Source organism: Aeromicrobium sp. MLTX1 (assembly GCF_046452335.1).
Lineage (GTDB): Bacteria > Actinomycetota > Actinomycetes > Propionibacteriales > Nocardioidaceae > Aeromicrobium.
In genome coordinates, this window is the sequence record NZ_JBKFDN010000001.1 from 1,607,620 (window position 1) to 1,623,047 (window position 15,428).

Sequence of the window (15,428 nt, forward strand, 5' to 3'; positions counted from 1 at the left end):
GTCGCAACGGGCGGGAGTGCAGAGGCCATCTGTGAAGGACGGCGTGATGCTTCATCTCAACCCCCCGGGCCGGCGGACCGCGACGATCCTCGCGACGCTGGCCGTGCTGGCCTCGGCCCTGGGCGCTCCGGCGTCCGCCGAGACCACCGACCCCACGCCGACGCCGAGCGCCTCCGAGCCCGCGCCGACGAGCGAGCCGTCCCCGGCTCCCACGAGCGCCCCGACCAGCGCGCCCACCTCCGCACCCACGAGTGCCCCGACCACCTCGCCCACCACCAGTGCCCCCACGGCCCAGGCCGCGACGCAGCCCGACTACAGCCGGTCGGTGCTGGACGCCTCGCCGTCGCAGATCGCCTTCGGCACGCGCGCCGGTCGCCAGTGCACCGGGGGACAGGCCGTCTCGGTCGTCACCTGGACCGGTGACGACCTGCCGTGGACCGCCTCCGCCGACGCGCCGTGGATCTCGCTCTCGGCCACGTCGGGACCGAGCCCCGCCCAGCTCACCGTCACGGCCGACTGCGACGAGCTGTCGGCCGGCGTCCACTCCGCCCAGGTCACGATCCGCGACGACGCGCCCGGCGTCGACCAGAGCCAGACCGTCGACGTGCGCGTCGTGGTGAACCCGTCCGGCCCGGTGGGCATCTCCACCTGGAAGGACGGCCATCGTGGCGCGTTCAGCTCCTCCACCGACGACTCGTACGCCTCGGGCTACGCCGAGCTGAAGGCCGCCGGGACCAAGGGCACCTTCGTCATGAACGGCAGCACGCCGCCCGCGAGCTACCCGCAGATGTACGCCGACGGGATGGAGCTGGGCTCGCACCTGCTCTACCACCTGTGCACGCTGGTGAGCCGCACGAGCCTCATCTCGCACATGACCGGCAGCATCTCGGCGGTCGCTCAGGCCACCGGCTCGGCCGACGAGGTGCAGAGCCTCGTGTGGCCGTGCGGCTTCCGCAACATCGAGTACGGGGTCACCGCCGCCGACTACTTCCTGTCGGCCCGCGGCTACAACTGGAACGCCCTCGAGGACACGACCCCGGTCGACTTCATGGACCTCAAGAGCTTCAACTCCCACGAGCACACGCCCGTGCCGCCCACCGACCTGAAGACGATCGTCGACGACGCCCAGAGCCAGGGCAAGTGGGCCAACCTCGTGCTGCACGACATGACCAACGACGACGGCGCGATCGCCTACGCCGCCACGAAGGACGTCTGGTCGGCGCCGATCGGCACGGTCGTGAAGTACATCCACCAGCGCAACCGCACCGTGATCGACGACGTCGTCGATGGGCAGGACGCCCTCGACTTCACGATCCGCCGGCTGCCCCTGCCTGCCGTGCCGCAGCGTGACGCCGAGGCGTTCGTGAAGTCGCGCGACGCCCTCACGTTCACGGTCGACGTCACCGGCGTGCCGCACGTCTCGGGCGTCCGGGTGGGCGGCGCGTCGGTGCCGTTCCGCATCCGCACCGAGGGCGACACCTCCACCCTCTACTTCTCCTCGGCGGTCACCACGTCGAGGCAGGCCGTCAAGATCCTCAAGTCCGAGACCGTCCCGCCGATCCTCGAGGTCGACGACACCCCGCTGTCCTTCACGTCGGCCCAGGACGGGGCGGCGAAGGAGAAGACGCTCGCCGTCACGAACTCCGGCGAGGGCACGCTGAGCTGGGGTGCCGAGGTCGTCTCGGGCTCCTCGTGGCTGTCGGTCACGCCCGAGGCGGGCACCGACGACGGCAGCGTCACGGTGCGCGCCAACCCGGGCTCCCTGGCCGCGGGCGCATACTCGGGCTCGGTCAAGCTGCACGCGTCCGGCGCGGCGGGCAGTCCCGTCATCGTCCCTGTGTCGCTCACCATCACGCCGAAGGGCGAGAAGAGCTACTTCCTCAACTACCCCGACCGGGCGGCGCTGCTGGCCGACGGCTGGGACTTCAAGGCCAAGACGGCCGCGGGCGCGGTGCGCGACACCGAGCGCACGTCCGGCGCTCTGGTCTCGTACTCGGCGGCCGGCCTGCGGGTGCCCGTGGACACCGGCGACATCTGGTCGTCGATGAACAACTCGCGGAACTCGCTGCTGCGCGACCTGCCCTCGGGCTGGAGCCGTGTCGAGCTGTCGATCCCGTCGTTCGCGCCCACCAGGAACTACCAGTCCGCGGGCATCGGCGTCTACGTCGACGACGACAACTACGTGCTCCTGACGCGCAGCTTCAACGTGGGCCAGCGGGTCTCGCTCGTCAACGAGGTCGGCGGCACGGCGCAGATCGTCCAGGCGCAGACGGCCACGGCGACGAGCCTGCGGCTGCGGCTGACCCGCTCGGGCAACACCATCACGGCGGCGTACTCCACGACCGGCGGGTCCTCGTGGACTCCGGCCGGCTCCGTGAGCTCGACGCGGGCGTTCTCGCGGCTCGCGCTGCTGACGGGCGCCGACGCGCAGTCGACCTCCCAGCCCACCGCGCTGTACGACGAGGTCGTCGTCGCGGCGGACGAGTCGACCCAGCCGACGACTGCACCCACCACGGCCCCGACGACCACGCCGACGACGCAGCCGACGACCACGCCGACGACGCAGCCCACGACCACGCCGACCACGACGCCGCCGACCGGCGGGACGTTCTCGCTCGGCTACGCCGACCGCGCCGCGATGATCGCCGACGGCTGGGACTTCCGCGCCCGCACGGGCGCCGGGATCGTGCGCGACACCGAGCGCACCAGCGGCGCCACGGCGACGTACTCGGCGCAGGGCCTCGGCCTGCCCACCACGTCGGGCGACCTGTGGTCGACGTCGAACAACTCCGACAACACGGTCCTGCGCGACCTGCCCAGCAACTGGACCTCGGTGCGGGTGCGGCTGACCCACACGCCGTCGGCGAACTACCAGCACGCGGGGATCGTGCTGTACGACAACGACGACAACTACCTCGAGCTGGCGCGGTCGTACCACTCCACCGCGGGCGGGCAGATCGTCATGGCGATCAACGAGACCTCGGGCACCCCGGCGGCCCAGGCCGTCTCGGGCGTGACGGCGACGGACCTCGTGCTGCGCTTCGAGCGCAACGCCTCGACCAACCAGATCGTGTCGTCGTTCTCGACCGACGCCGGAGCCACGTGGCGCACGGTCAGCACGGTCACGCGCGGCTTCACCGCTCCGAGGCTCGCGCTGAACGCCGGCGGCGCGACGGGTGCTCAGGTCACCGCGACCTTCCGCGAGGCGACGATCCAGGTGCCCGCCACGGTCGCGCCGACCGAGCCGGCCCCGTCGCCGACGCCGACCACGCCGACTCCGACGCCGACGCCGACGCCGACCACGCCGACTCCGACTCCGACCACGCCGACGCCGACTCCCACGCCCACCGCGCCGACGCCGACCGAGACGACCGACACGCACGTCCTCGACCAGACGTCCCGCGCCGGCCTGCTGGCCGCGGGCTGGGACTTCGCCGCCCGCACGGCGGCGGGCGCGTCCCGCAACACCGAGAGCGCCACGGCCGCACCGAGCTACGCCGCGAACGGGCTGGGCCTGGCCACGGGCCAGGGCGACCTGTGGCAGGCGATGAACAACACGACCAACACCGTGTTCCGTGACCTGCCGTCCACGTGGACGAGCGTGACCACCACGATGAGCTACGCGCCGACGGCGAACTACCAGCACGGCGGGATCGTGCTCTACGTCGACGACGACAACTACGTCGAGCTGACCCGCGCCTACAACTCCGCGGCGGGCGCCCACACGGTGGCCCTGATCGACGAGCGGTCGGGCACCCCGGTCGTGCAGCGCGTGGCCACCACCGCCACGTCGCTGCAGCTGCGCTTCACCCGCAATGCCGCCACCGGGGTGATCACGGGCTCCTTCTCCACGGATGCTGGTCAAAACTGGCGCGAGGTGGGCACCGTCAGCCGTACGCTGACGAACGTGAGGATCGGACTCAACGCCGGAGGAGCCGTCTCGGGCTCGCCCGTGGCGCGGTTCGAGCGCGTCGTCGTCGGCCGGGCCACGGCGGGCTGAGCGATGCGCGTCGGGATCATCGGGGGTGGATTCTTCGGATTCCACATCGCGCAGCAGATCGAGCGCCGGTTCGGCGACGTCCGGGTCGAGATCTTCGAGCGGGAGCCCACGCCGCTCGTCGGCGCCGGCACCACCAACCAGTGCCGGCTGCACATGGGCTTCCACTACCCGCGCTCGGGCTACACGATCTACCAGTCGATCATGGGCTTCGACCGCTTCACCGCCGAGTACTCCGAGTTCCTCAGCGACGTCGACGAGAACCTCTACGCGGTGCACCACGACGGCCTGGTGTCGGTGGAGGAGTACCTCGCCGTGATGAACTCGTTCCACCTGAAGTACGAGGTCCTGCCGATCACGGGCGACCTGCTGCGCCGGCCTGACGACTACGGGCTGCTGGTCAAGGTCCTGGAGAAGTCGATCGACGTGAAGGCGCTGCGCGAGCGGCTGGTGCACCGGTTCGACGGCGTGCTGCACGTGGACACCCCGATCGACGAGGTCGACGCCGCCGCGGGCGTCCTGCGCAGCGGCACCCGCGAGTTCGGCCCGTTCGACCACGTCATCAACGCCAGCTACACCGACCCCAACATGGGCCTGCCCGCCGACAAGCACTTCCGCATCAAGTGGGAGCTGGCGGCGCTCGTGCTGGCGAAGACCTCGCTGCCGCCCGCCAGGGCCGTCACGATCATGGACGGCGACTACGTCTCGGTCTACCCGGCGTACGAGGGGCTCCACACGCTGTCGTCCGTGGCCTACACGCCGATGCGCCGGTACGACTCGCACGACGAGCTCCGGGCCGACTACCCCCACCGCTACGAGATCGCCGAGCGCGAGCACGTCGCCTCGCGCATCGCCCAGGACGTGGGGGAGTACCTGCACGTCGAGCACGACCAGAAGGAGCTGTGGGTCACGGCGAAGACGAAGCTGGCCACCGACATGGGCGACTCCCGGGTCACCGAGGTGCGCCAGCACGACCGCCTGTTCTCCGTGCTCTGCGGCAAGATCGACGCCGTCTTCGAGGCCTCCGACGCGATCCTGCGAGAGATGAGGTGAGTGAGCCGCGGCGGCTGTCCGTCGGCATCCGCGACTCCACGTTCGGCGACGACTGCGTCGTGGCCGAGCAGGTCAACATCTACGAGGCCACGTTCGGCGACCGCTGCTTCGTCGGTCCGTTCGTCGAGGTCCAGAACGACGTCGTGTGCGGCTCCAACGTGCGCATCCAGTCCCACACGCTGGTGTGCGAGGGGATGCGGGTCGGCGACGACGTGTTCATCGGGCACGGGGTGATGACCGCGAACTCGCGCTACCCGCGGGCCGGGGCCGCGGAGTGGACGTGCGAGCCTCCCGTGATCGGCGACCGCGTCGCGATCGGCTCCAACGCCTCGATCCTGCCGGGGGTGGTCATCGGCGACGACGCCGTGATCGGCTCCGGAGCCGTCGTCTCGCGCGACGTCGCGCCGGGCACCGTCGTGGTCGGCGCCAACCGCGTCCTGCAGAAGCCGGAGCAGCCATGAGAGTGCCCTTCCTCGACCTCGCCGCCCAGCAGGCCGAGATCGCCGACGAGGTCCTGCCCCGGTGGCAGGAGCTGTTCGCCTCGTCGGAGTTCATCGGCGGGCCCGACGTCGAGGCGTTCGAGCGCGAGTACGCGGCCTACGTCGGCGTCGACCACTGCGTCGCCGTGGCCAACGGCACGGACGCGATCGAGCTCGCCCTGCGCGCCGTGGGCGTCGCCGCGGGCGACGAGGTCGTGCTGCCGGCCAACACGTTCGTCGCCACGGCGGGCGCCGTCGCGCGGATCGGCGCGGTGCCGGTGCTGGTCGACGCGGACCCCGAGTTCCTGCTGATCGACCCCGACCTCGTCGAGGCCGCGGTCACCGAGCGCACGCGCACCCTCGTGCCGGTGCACCTGTTCGGCCAGACCGCGCCGGTCGAGCTGCTGCGGCCGATCGCCGAGCGCCACGGCCTCGCGATCGTCGAGGACACCGCGCAGGCGCAGGGCGCGCGCTCGTCCGCCGGCGTCGCGGGGGCCCTGGGCGACGCCTCCTCCACCAGCTTCTACCCGGGCAAGAACCTCGGCGCCGCGGGCGACGCCGGAGCCGTGCTCACCCACGACGCGGCCCTCGCCGAGGTCGTCCGCAGCACCGCGAACCACGGCAGCACGGTCAAGTACGTGCACGACCGGGTCGGCATCAACTCGCGCCTCGACGCCGTGCACGCGGTCGTCCTGAGCGCGAAGCTCCGCCGGCTCGAGCGGTGGAACGAGGCCCGCCGGGCCGTCGCCGCCCGCTACGCCGAGCTGCTGGCCGACGTGCCCGGCGTTCGCACGCCGCGCGTGCGTCCCGGCAATGAGGACGTCTGGCACCTCTACGTGGTGCAGGTCGACGATCGCGACCGCGTGCTGGCGCGCCTGCACGAGGAGGGCATCGGGGCGGCGATCCACTACCCGACGCCCGTCCACCTCACCGACGCCTACGCCCATCTGGGGTACGGACCCGGCTCGTTCCCGGTCGCCGAGGAGGCCGCCGGACGGATACTCTCGCTGCCCATGCACCCGCACCTGACCTCTTCCGACCAGGACGAGGTCGTCACGACCCTCGCCAAGGTCGTGGGGGAGGACGCTTCGTGAAGCTGCGCTGGCCCACCCGTCCCACCACCGGACGGCTGCCCCACGTCGAGGTCGTCGTGCCGTGCTACAACTACGGCCACTACCTGCCGGCCGCCGTCGAGGCGATCGTGCGGCAGCCTCACGTCACCACCCAGGTCACGATCCTCGACGACAAGTCCACCGACGACTCCGCCGAGGTGGCCGAGCGACTCGCGGCCGAGCACGACAACGTGCGGCTGATCCGCAACGAGGTCAACCTCGGGGCCGTGCCCACGTTCAACAAGGGCGTCTCGCAGGCCGACTCGGACTACGTCGTCCTGATCTCGTCCGACGATCAGCTGGCGCCCGGCGCGCTGGGCCGGGCGACGGCGCTGATGGAGGCCAACCCGAGCATCGGCCTGGTCTATGGCAAGACGCAGAAGTTCCTCACCGACCCCGTGCGCCGCCCCACCCGGCCGGCCGTCACGTGGACCACGTGGGACGGCGACGACTGGATCCGGATGCAGCTGCGCCGGTCGTGGAGCAACATCGCCTCGCCCGAGGCCGTGGTGCGCACCTCGGTGCAGCACGAGGTGGGTCCCTACGACGAGGACCTGCCGTTCACCCACGACGCGCTCATGTGGCTCAAGATCGCGGCGGTCGCCGACGTCGGGCACGTCAACGGCGTCGACCAGGCCTACTACCGCCGCCACCCGAGCAGCATGTCGATGCAGGTCGGCCTCGCCCGCGACGCGTGGGAGCGCTGGCGCGCCTACGACCGCTTCCTGTCCTCGTGGGGCGACCGCGACGCGGCCGAGCGGCTGCACCCGCACGTCCGTCGCCGTCTGGCCGACGAGGTGCTGCTCACCGCACTGCTGCTCGCGCAGGAGTCGCCGCTGTCCGACGAGGCGTTCGAGGAGGCCTTCGACACCGCGCGCCGGATCGACCGCCACGTCGTCGAGCGGGCCCAGTGGGCCGACCTCGAGGCGCTGCGCGCGGGTCACTCGCCCGAGGGCCTGTCCGCCCACGCCCGCACGGCCGTGCGCACCGCGGCCCTCCGCTCGCGGTGGCCGCGCTGGCACCGCTACCGCTACTTCGGGTAGAAAGCGTGAGCACCCCGCGCTCGCGCCCCTCGCGGCGCACCGTCCTGCTGGTCCTCCTCCTGCTCACGCTCGTGGGCACGATCGCCGTCGTGGGCCTGTGGTCCCTGCGCGACGACCCGGACGCGCCCCAGCGCACCGACGGACCCCTGCCGCAGGAGCCCGGGACGGTGCTCGAGGTCGAGCCGGTCGCGGAGTCGCCGCTCGCGGGCAGCCGGGCCTGGCGGATTCTCTACACGACGACCGACCGCGACGGTGAGCCCCTCGAGGCGACGGCGGCCGTGTACGCCCCGGAGGACTCCACGCTGACCGACCTCCCCGTCCTGGTGTGGGGGCACGGGACGTCGGGATTCGCCCGCGACTGCTCGCCGAGCCTGCAGCAGGACCCCATGGCCGCGGGATCGATGTACGTCGGCGACGAGGTGCTGCGGCGCGGGTGGGTCCTCGTCGCGCCCGACTTCCCGGGCGTGGGCGCCGACGGCGAGCAGCCCTACCTGATCGGCGAGGGCGCCGGTCGCACGATGCTCGACGCCGCGCGGGCCGCGCGGAAGATCGAGGGGTTGAGCACGTCGCCGCAGACCGCCGTCTGGGGGTTCTCCCAGGGTGGGCACGCCGCCCTCTGGGCCGGAGGGCTCCAGCCGACCTACGCGCCCGAGCTCGAGCTGGCCGGCGTCGCCGCCCTCGCCCCGGCCACGTTCCTGCGCGAGACGTTCGACCGGCTGCCGGCGCAGGACCGCATCTTCGCCGCCTACACGATGGCGTCCTACGACGCGGCGTACGAGGACGTCAGCTGGGGCGACTACGCGAGCGACGAGGCCGAGTCCTTCGGCCGTGAGCTGGCCGCCGAGTGCCTGCCCGACCCCCAGGCCTACGCCGATCTCGCGGCGGAGGTGATGTCGTTCCAGGACGGCGCGATCTTCGACCGGTACTTCGCCGACGGCGCGATGGGCCGCAGGCTCGAGGAGAACGAGCCCGAGCTCCCGGTGCCGGCGCCCCTGCTCCTGGCGCAGGGCTCGGCCGACACGGTGATCCCGGCCGAGCGACAGATGGAGTTCGCCACCCGGGCGTGCACGCGCGACCAGGTCATGGAGTACCTGACCGTCGAGGGACGCGACCACCTCGGGCTCGTGCTGGAGGACTCGCCGCTGTACCCCGACCTGTTCGCCTGGACCGACGCCCGCCTCGCGGGCGAGCCGGGCCCGACCCAATGCGTCCGTGGCACGGCCGGGCGCGGATAGGCTCGACGCGATGCTCGACTACGCGATCGTGGTGGCCACGCGGAACCGCCTCGACATGCTGCGCATCTCCCTGCCGCTCTTCGTGGCGCAGACCCGTCCGGCCGCCCGGATCGTCGTGGTCGACCGCAGCGACGACCACGAGGCCGTGCGCGCCTACTGCGAGTCGGTCGCGCGCGACACCGACATCCCCGTCATCGTCCGCTACGGCGACCACGCCAACCTGCCGGCGCAGCGCAACCAGGGTCTCGACCTCGTCGAGGAGCCGGTCACGATGTACCCGGATGACGACTCGCTGTGGTTCCGCGACACGGCCGAGCACCTCATGGGCGTCTACGAGCAGGACCGCAACGCACGCTACGGCGCCGTCTCGGCGACCCCCGTGGCCTTCGCGCCGCCCGGCGTCGACGTGCCCATCGCGCCCACCCGGAGGCTGACGAACGTGCCCGCCGTGATGGCGGTCCGCAACCGCGTCGAGCGGCTGCTGGTACCCGCTCCCTTCGTGCTCTACGGCGCCGAGCGCACGCGTGCCCTGCGCCCCGGGGCGGTCGCCGACGGGCTCGACCACCCGCTCGTGCCCACGATCGGCGGCTACCGGATGACCTTCCGCACCGACGTGCTGCGGGCCGTGCGGTTCGACGCCACGCTCGGCTCGCGGGTCGGCTACGCCACGCACGAGGACATCGACATCGGCCTGCGCGTGCTGGCGGCGGGCTCGCTCGTCGCCGCGGCGCCGCGCTCGCTCGTGTTCCACTGCGTCGCCCCGGGCGCCCGGGCCGCCGGCTTCGACTACGGCTTCTTCCACGTCCTCAACTACGTGTACATCTGCGCCAAGGTGATGCCCGAGCGCTCGCTCGCTCGGCGCCGGCTGCGCCGGTACCTGCGCTACAAGCTGTTCCTCTACGCTCTCAAGCGCCGCGACGACTACGGCCGCCAGGTGTACGCCGGTGCGAGGGCGGCCCACGCCCGGCTCGACGAGGTGCTGGCGGCCGATCCCGCCGAGCTGCCCGCGCTCTACGGCCGGGTCGCCGACGCCGAGCGCGCCGCGTACACGTCTCTCACAGACAGCTGAGTACTCATCGACGGCTGAGTGCTCACCGACAGCTGAGTGCGCCGACGCTCGCGACCGCGCCGTCCTTCGACACCGTCACGAGCTCGTTCCCGGCGCCCCAGCGCGTGGCGTCGCACGACGTGATCGTGGTCGGTCCGTACTCCCACGAGTCGGCGACGACCTTGAGGCCCGAGACCTCGCCCGGGGTGCCGAGCCGGAACGGGAACCCGCCACCGGCGACCAGCACGCTCTCCACCGTGAGGCGCTCGTTGCCGGCGTCGTTCGGGTGAAAGATCGCGCCGTTGCCCAGGCACCCCTCGTCGTGGTTGAGCAGGATCGTGGTGTCGCGGATCGTGACGGGCTCGGCGTCGTGCGCCTGGAAGCCGTCGCCGTGCCAGTCGACGTCGGGGCACCCGTCCGCGGGCGCGATGCTGACGTAGGAGTCCTCGATGACCACCGGGCCGCATCCGTTCTGGCGTGCCCCGGCCCGCAGTCCCTCGGAGAGGCCGATGACCTTGACGCGTGTGGCGCGGTAGCCGCCGAACTGGACGGCGGGCTGGAACAGCTCGGTGTCGCCGCGGACGAAGCTCGAGTCCTCGATCACGAGGTCGTTGTTGCAGGAGTTCGCGTGCAGGTTGTCGATGCGCGAGCCCACGAACTCGACCCGCCGGATCGTGACGTCGGGCGCGCGCACGTGGAGCACGCCGTTGACGATCCGCACGTCCTCCAGCACCGCTCCGGGCTCGTCGATGTCGACGTCGCCGGTGAAGGTCTGCTGCGGCTCCCAGTCCTTCGGCACGCCGGTGTCCGCCGAGGTCGGGAAGCCCTCGGCACGGAAGTCGTCGGTGTCGACGATCTCGGGCAGGGCCGGTGCGTCCGCCTCGGGCACCTCGCCGCGCGGCACGAAGAGCGGGTCGACCCAGTACTGGCTGGACTCCCACGACTTCGTCGGGAACGCGCTCTCGCCGTCGGCGTAGACGCCGCTCTCGCCCGGCTCCACCGCGAGGGCGCCGGTGTACGACTGGCCCGAGAAGCCCACGGTCTGGGCGAAGTGGCCGCGTGGCGCGTGGTACGACACGACGTACCTCTCGCCCTCGGAGATCTCGACGGGCGCGTCGAACCACGCGGTGCGCCAGCCCTCCTGGCCGCCGGCCTGCTCGAAGTCGACGGTGGCGAGGCGCTCCCCGTCGGGAGACCAGAGGCTGGCGGTGTGCGGACCCTCGTTGCGGGGAGTCCACCAGAACCGCACGCCGGCCACGTCGCCCTCGACCTTGCTGGTGAAGGCGGTGCCGAGCTCGACCGGGTCCGCGTCGCTCACCACGTCGACGTGCGCGGGCGGGACGTCGGGCCACAGCGACACGACGTCGCCCGACGGCGCACCGTCGTCGAAAGGGTCGAGGACGAAGAACGCGGCAGCGGCGAGCGCGACGAGACCGACGCCGAGCGCCAGACCGATGAGGACGAGTCGGCGCATCAGCGTCCCGCCTCGGTGCCGACGACCCCGCGCGAGGTCTCGTCACGGTTCCAGCCATGGTCGCCGCGGCGGGCACGCAGGCGCGCGTGCGCCCGGGCCGTCACGGTGACCGCGACGTAGACGACGGCGGCGGGCAGCAGGCGCGGCTCGGAGCGGACGACGTCGCGCCACGTGGGACGCGGCGCCTCGACCCGGTGTCCGAGCGCGGCCAGCTGCTGGTTGCCCGCGACGATCCGGACCTGGCGCCGGTAGAGCGACCGCAGTGTGCGGGGCGGGTGCACGGTGAACGTGGCGCCGGGCGGGTTGACGCGCTCGGCGTGGTCGAAGTGGGCGTAGACCCAGCCGTCGTCGGCGATGACGTCGGGGAAGGCGCCGAACCGCTTGCGGCCCTCGGCCGACACGGCGTAGACGCCGGCCCCGACGACGTGGTGATTGACGTACCCGAGCCGCGAGCGGATCGCGTAGTACGCGCGGCAGGACAGGGACAGGCCCGTCGTGTCGAAGACGGGGCGCGGGGCCGCGGCCGGGTGGCCCGACTCGAGCGCCGCGACCACGGCGTCCAGCGCGCCGGGGCCGAGCACGACGTCGGCGTCGAGGTAGACCCGCGGGAACGCCGACACGGCGGCGTCACCGGCGTTGAGCGCGGCGGTCTTCGAGGGCGTCGCGATCTCGACCACCCGGACGCCGTCGAACGCCGCGGCGATCTCCGCCGTGGCGTCGGTGGTGCCGTTGCAGACCACGACGGTCTCGTACTCGTGCGGCGCGGTGCCGGCGAGCGCGGCGGTCAGCGTGCGCCCGATGACGCGCTCCTCGTCGTGGGCGGGGATGACGATGCTGGCCCGGGCCGCGCCGCTCATCGTCCGCTGCCCTCGGGGAAGCCGTCCCACCACTCGGCGCGGCGCTGCCAGGTGGCGAGCCACTTCGCGCCCCTGCCCGTGAGGCGGGCGCCGAGCGCGCGCAGGCCGACGCCGGCGCGCAGCAGCCAGACGCCGAGCGGTCCCAGCCGGCCGTGGTGCGTGCGGGCGTAGGTGATCTTGCCGGCCAGCAGCAGCGGCTTGCTGCCGGCGGTGCCGGGGGAGGAGGTGCCGATCGCGTGGACGACCTCGACCGCGGGGTCGATGACGGGACGCGCGCCGAGCGCCCGGGCCCGGGCGCTGAGGTCGGCGTCCTCGCCGTAGACGAAGTAGCGCTCGTCGAAGCCGCCGAGCCGGTTCCACAGCTCGCGCTCGACGAGCAGCAGGCAGCCCGTGATCATGCCGACCTCGCGCACGGAGTCGCGCTGCCAGCCGCCGATGGCCTCGGGGTCGAACACCCGCGAGTGGCGGAAGACGGTGGACAGGCCCGAGGCGAAGCAGAACGTGCTCCACAGGCTGGGCAGGCCCCAGCAGGAGGACGGCTCCAGCTCGCCCTCGGTGGTCAGGGTGCGGCCGCCGTACATGCCGTGGCCGGGGTGGCGGTGCGCGAACGCGACCAGCTCGGCGAGCGAGCCCGGACGCGCCTCCATGTCGGGGTTGAGCAGCAGCACCCACGGCGCCGCGCTGGCCGCGGCGCCCTGGTTGACCGCGCGGGCGAAGCCCACGTTGACGTCGTTGTGCAGCAGCCGCGCGTCGGGCGCGTGGCGCGCCACGACCTTCGCGCTGTCGTCGGCCGAGGCGTTGTCGACCACGACGACCTCGGCCTCGAGGTCGCCGAGGGCCGCGGGCAGGGAGTCGAGGCAGCGCCCCACCCAGTCGGCGCTGTTGTACGTGACCATGACGATCGCGAGCTCGGTCGTCATGAGGTCGCACCGCGTCGGCGGACGACGGTGGCCGGCACGCCGGCCGCCACCGAGTCGGGCGGCAGGTCGCGGGTGACCACGGCGCCCGCCGCGACGATCGTGCCGTCGCCGATCGTGACGCCGGGCAGCACCACGACGCGGGTGCCCAGCCACGTGTTCGCGCCGATCACGACGTCGGCCTCGCGCTTGGGCAGGTCCATGACCGGTCCGGGGCCGGCGTCGAAGTCGTAGTTCGAGGCCGTGATGAACACGTCGGGGCCCAGCAGCGCGTGGTCGCCGAGCGTGATGCGGCCGCTCGAGTCGCCGGCCCACAGGCAGCTGCCCTGGCCGATGTGGGAGCCCGCGCCGATCGTGACGCGACTGCCGTTGCGCACCGAGACGGTGGGGGAGAGGCGCACGCCCGGGCCGATCGTGGCGTCGTCGAGCTCCGCGCCGTCGTAGCCGGCGAAGTTCGCCAGGCGGGCCCAGCGTCGCCACGTGCGGGGCCGCAGGACGCGGCGGGCCGCGCTCGAAGCCTGTCGACCGTCGCTCATGAATCGGTCCTCTCGACGTCGTCCACGCACGGTGGCCGGTCTGGCGGATTCGCCCACTGGGAGCAGTGCTGCGCAGTACAGTGTAAAGCGGTCGGCCGGTGCCTTTCGGCGGTTTGCGGCAGACGCCCGGGACCTGAGCTGCGGCCTCCCCGGCGTCCGACCCACGAGGGTGATGGGGTGAGCATGAGCGACGACACGGGCCTCGCACGCCACACCTCGATCAGCGTGCTGTGGATGACCGCGCAGCGGTGGGTCACGCGCCTCGGCGGCTTCCTGACGATCATCATCCTGACCCGGATCCTGTCCCCGGAGGACTTCGGCGTCGCGGCCACGGCCACCACGCTGCTGCCGCTGATCTACGTGCTCGCCGACGCGGGCTTCTCCGCGTACCTCGTCCAGGCCGACGACGTCGACGAGCGCACCCTGGCCACGGCGTTCTGGTTCTCGCTCGGCTCGGGCCTGCTGCTGGCCGGAGCGATCGCCGTGGCGGCGCCGTTCATCGGCTCGGCGCTGGGCGTGCCCGAGGCCGCGCCGCTGCTGCAGGTCATGGGCCTGTCCGTGCTGGCCGTCGCCCTCGGCTCGGTCCCGGTGGCCCTGCTGCGCCGGGCGATGGAGTTCCGCAAGCTCGCCCTCCTCGAGGCCAACGCCGCCCTGATCGCCCAGATCGTCGCGATCGCGGTCGCGCTCACCGGCGGCGGCGCCTGGGCGCTCGTCCTGCAGGTCCTGTGCGGCCAGCTGATCGTGCTCGTGTCGGTGTGGATCGTCGCGCGCTGGCGACCGCACCCGGGCTTCTCCTTCGCACGCTTCAAGGTCATGGTCGACTTCGGCCTGCACGTCGTGGGCAGCGGCCTGGTCTACGCGCTGCGCGTGTGGGCCGAGACCGCGATCGTCGTGGCCGGGCTGGGCGTGCGCGAGATGGGCTACCTCTCGATCGCGCAGCGGCTGGTCCAGACCGCGCAGGACCTGTCGATCTCGGCGCTGCTGCCGGTCTCGATGGCCGCGTTCGCCAAGATCCGCGACTCCGTCGACCGGCTGCGCGGGGCGTACCTGCGGGCCTCGTCGGTGGCCTACGCGGTCATCACGCCGCTCATGGTGTTCCTCGCGGTCGCCGCGCCCGAGGTGGTGCAGCTGCTGTTCGGCGCGGACAAGGCCGAGAGCGCCCACGTCGTCCCGGCGCTGGCCGTGATGGCGATCGCGGGCGTCGGCTGGGCCGTCGACCAGGCGCTCCTGGTGGGCACCGGACACCCGGGTCGCTGGTTCGCCTTCATCGCCACGATCTACAGCCTGGCGCTGCTGGTGTCGCTGTACCTCGTGCAGTTCGGCCTGATGGCGGTCGTCATCGGCTGGGCCACGATCGCCACGGTGGAGGCGCTGCTGCGCTCGATCCCGGTCGCGCCCGTCATCGGCGCGACCCGGTGGCAGGTGATCCTGCCGTTCGTCGGCGTCGTGCCCACCGCGGTCATCGCGGGCGCGGTCGGCTGGGGCGTGCTGTACCTCGCCGACCCGCTGCCGCTCGTCGTCGAGATCTTCCTCGGTGGGGTGGCCGTCGGCGTCACGTACCTGCTCGCCCTCGCGGTGCTGCGCCCGCAGACCACCGCCACCGTGCTCTCGGTGCTCCCCGGCCGGATCGCGGGGCCCGCCCGCGCCGTGCTCGGCCGCCGGGTCCGCAGCGCCTGA

Annotated in this window: 12 protein-coding genes; 8 read left to right on the forward strand and 4 right to left on the reverse strand. The window is 72.6% G+C overall.

Annotated features, from left to right (window positions below; genetic code table 11):
- The first annotated feature begins 46 nt into the window (after positions 1-46).
- From ACK99Q_RS07700 to ACK99Q_RS07730, 7 genes are read left to right on the forward strand one after another with little or no spacing between them, the layout of a single operon-like run.
- Positions 47-4,000, forward strand: coding sequence for a BACON domain-containing protein (locus ACK99Q_RS07700; RefSeq protein WP_410185559.1), 3,954 nt, complete (start codon positions 47-49; stop codon positions 3,998-4,000).
- 3 nt (positions 4,001-4,003) lie between these two features.
- Positions 4,004-5,050: a hypothetical protein gene (locus tag ACK99Q_RS07705; protein WP_410185560.1), complete on the forward strand. Its 1,047-nt coding sequence runs from the start codon at positions 4,004-4,006 to the stop codon at positions 5,048-5,050.
- On the forward strand, positions 5,047-5,511 hold the full coding sequence (locus ACK99Q_RS07710) for an acyltransferase (RefSeq protein WP_410185561.1): 465 nt from the start codon (positions 5,047-5,049) through the stop codon (positions 5,509-5,511). Before ACK99Q_RS07705 ends, ACK99Q_RS07710 begins: the two co-directional genes overlap by 4 nt.
- The gene (locus ACK99Q_RS07715; RefSeq protein WP_410185562.1) at positions 5,508-6,623 is read left to right on the forward strand and encodes a DegT/DnrJ/EryC1/StrS family aminotransferase; all 1,116 of its coding nucleotides are present in this window, start codon (positions 5,508-5,510) and stop codon (positions 6,621-6,623) included. Before ACK99Q_RS07710 ends, ACK99Q_RS07715 begins: the two co-directional genes overlap by 4 nt.
- Complete coding sequence (locus ACK99Q_RS07720; RefSeq protein WP_410185563.1) at positions 6,620-7,684, forward strand: glycosyltransferase family 2 protein; 1,065 nt, start codon at positions 6,620-6,622, stop codon at positions 7,682-7,684. Before ACK99Q_RS07715 ends, ACK99Q_RS07720 begins: the two co-directional genes overlap by 4 nt.
- A 5-nt stretch (positions 7,685-7,689) precedes the next feature.
- Positions 7,690-8,919 (forward strand): lipase family protein, encoded by a 1,230-nt coding sequence (locus ACK99Q_RS07725; RefSeq protein ID WP_410185564.1) that lies wholly within the window; start codon positions 7,690-7,692, stop codon positions 8,917-8,919.
- Between the two features lie 10 nt (positions 8,920-8,929).
- Complete coding sequence (locus tag ACK99Q_RS07730) at positions 8,930-9,988, forward strand: glycosyltransferase family A protein (RefSeq protein ID WP_410185565.1); 1,059 nt, start codon at positions 8,930-8,932, stop codon at positions 9,986-9,988.
- Positions 9,989-10,010: 22 nt separating this feature from the next.
- Here ACK99Q_RS07730 and ACK99Q_RS07735 read toward each other — a convergent pair whose 3' ends face one another.
- From ACK99Q_RS07735 to ACK99Q_RS07750, 4 genes are read right to left on the reverse strand one after another with little or no spacing between them, the layout of a single operon-like run.
- On the reverse strand, positions 10,011-11,441 hold the full coding sequence (locus ACK99Q_RS07735) for a DUF4082 domain-containing protein (RefSeq protein WP_410185566.1): 1,431 nt from the start codon (positions 11,439-11,441) through the stop codon (positions 10,011-10,013).
- Positions 11,441-12,298 carry a glycosyltransferase gene (locus tag ACK99Q_RS07740; RefSeq protein WP_410185567.1) on the reverse strand — a complete coding sequence of 286 codons (858 nt, stop codon included), beginning with the start codon at positions 12,296-12,298 and terminating at the stop codon, positions 11,441-11,443. Before ACK99Q_RS07740 ends, ACK99Q_RS07735 begins: the two co-directional genes overlap by 1 nt.
- On the reverse strand, positions 12,295-13,218 hold the full coding sequence (locus ACK99Q_RS07745; RefSeq protein WP_410185568.1) for a glycosyltransferase family 2 protein: 924 nt from the start codon (positions 13,216-13,218) through the stop codon (positions 12,295-12,297). The genes ACK99Q_RS07740 and ACK99Q_RS07745 overlap by 4 nt, the downstream gene beginning before the upstream one ends.
- The gene (locus tag ACK99Q_RS07750) at positions 13,215-13,751 is read right to left on the reverse strand and encodes an acyltransferase (RefSeq protein WP_410185569.1); all 537 of its coding nucleotides are present in this window, start codon (positions 13,749-13,751) and stop codon (positions 13,215-13,217) included. The genes ACK99Q_RS07745 and ACK99Q_RS07750 overlap by 4 nt, the downstream gene beginning before the upstream one ends.
- Positions 13,752-13,934: 183 nt before the next feature.
- Here ACK99Q_RS07750 and ACK99Q_RS07755 point away from each other — a divergent pair, with 183 nt between their 5' ends.
- Positions 13,935-15,428, forward strand: coding sequence for a lipopolysaccharide biosynthesis protein (locus ACK99Q_RS07755; RefSeq protein ID WP_410185570.1), 1,494 nt, complete (start codon positions 13,935-13,937; stop codon positions 15,426-15,428).

Coding starts and splice junctions, on each gene's coding strand:
- ACK99Q_RS07700 (WP_410185559.1), top strand. CDS start 47: ATGCTTCATCTCAACCCCCCGGGCCGGCGGACCGCGACGATCCTCGCG.
- ACK99Q_RS07705 (WP_410185560.1), top strand. CDS start 4,004: ATGCGCGTCGGGATCATCGGGGGTGGATTCTTCGGATTCCACATCGCG.
- ACK99Q_RS07715 (WP_410185562.1), top strand. CDS start 5,508: ATGAGAGTGCCCTTCCTCGACCTCGCCGCCCAGCAGGCCGAGATCGCC.
- ACK99Q_RS07730 (WP_410185565.1), top strand. CDS start 8,930: ATGCTCGACTACGCGATCGTGGTGGCCACGCGGAACCGCCTCGACATG.
- ACK99Q_RS07735 (WP_410185566.1), bottom strand. CDS start 11,441: ATGCGCCGACTCGTCCTCATCGGTCTGGCGCTCGGCGTCGGTCTCGTC.
- ACK99Q_RS07740 (WP_410185567.1), bottom strand. CDS start 12,298: ATGAGCGGCGCGGCCCGGGCCAGCATCGTCATCCCCGCCCACGACGAG.
- ACK99Q_RS07745 (WP_410185568.1), bottom strand. CDS start 13,218: ATGACGACCGAGCTCGCGATCGTCATGGTCACGTACAACAGCGCCGAC.
- ACK99Q_RS07750 (WP_410185569.1), bottom strand. CDS start 13,751: ATGAGCGACGGTCGACAGGCTTCGAGCGCGGCCCGCCGCGTCCTGCGG.
- ACK99Q_RS07755 (WP_410185570.1), top strand. CDS start 13,935: ATGAGCGACGACACGGGCCTCGCACGCCACACCTCGATCAGCGTGCTG.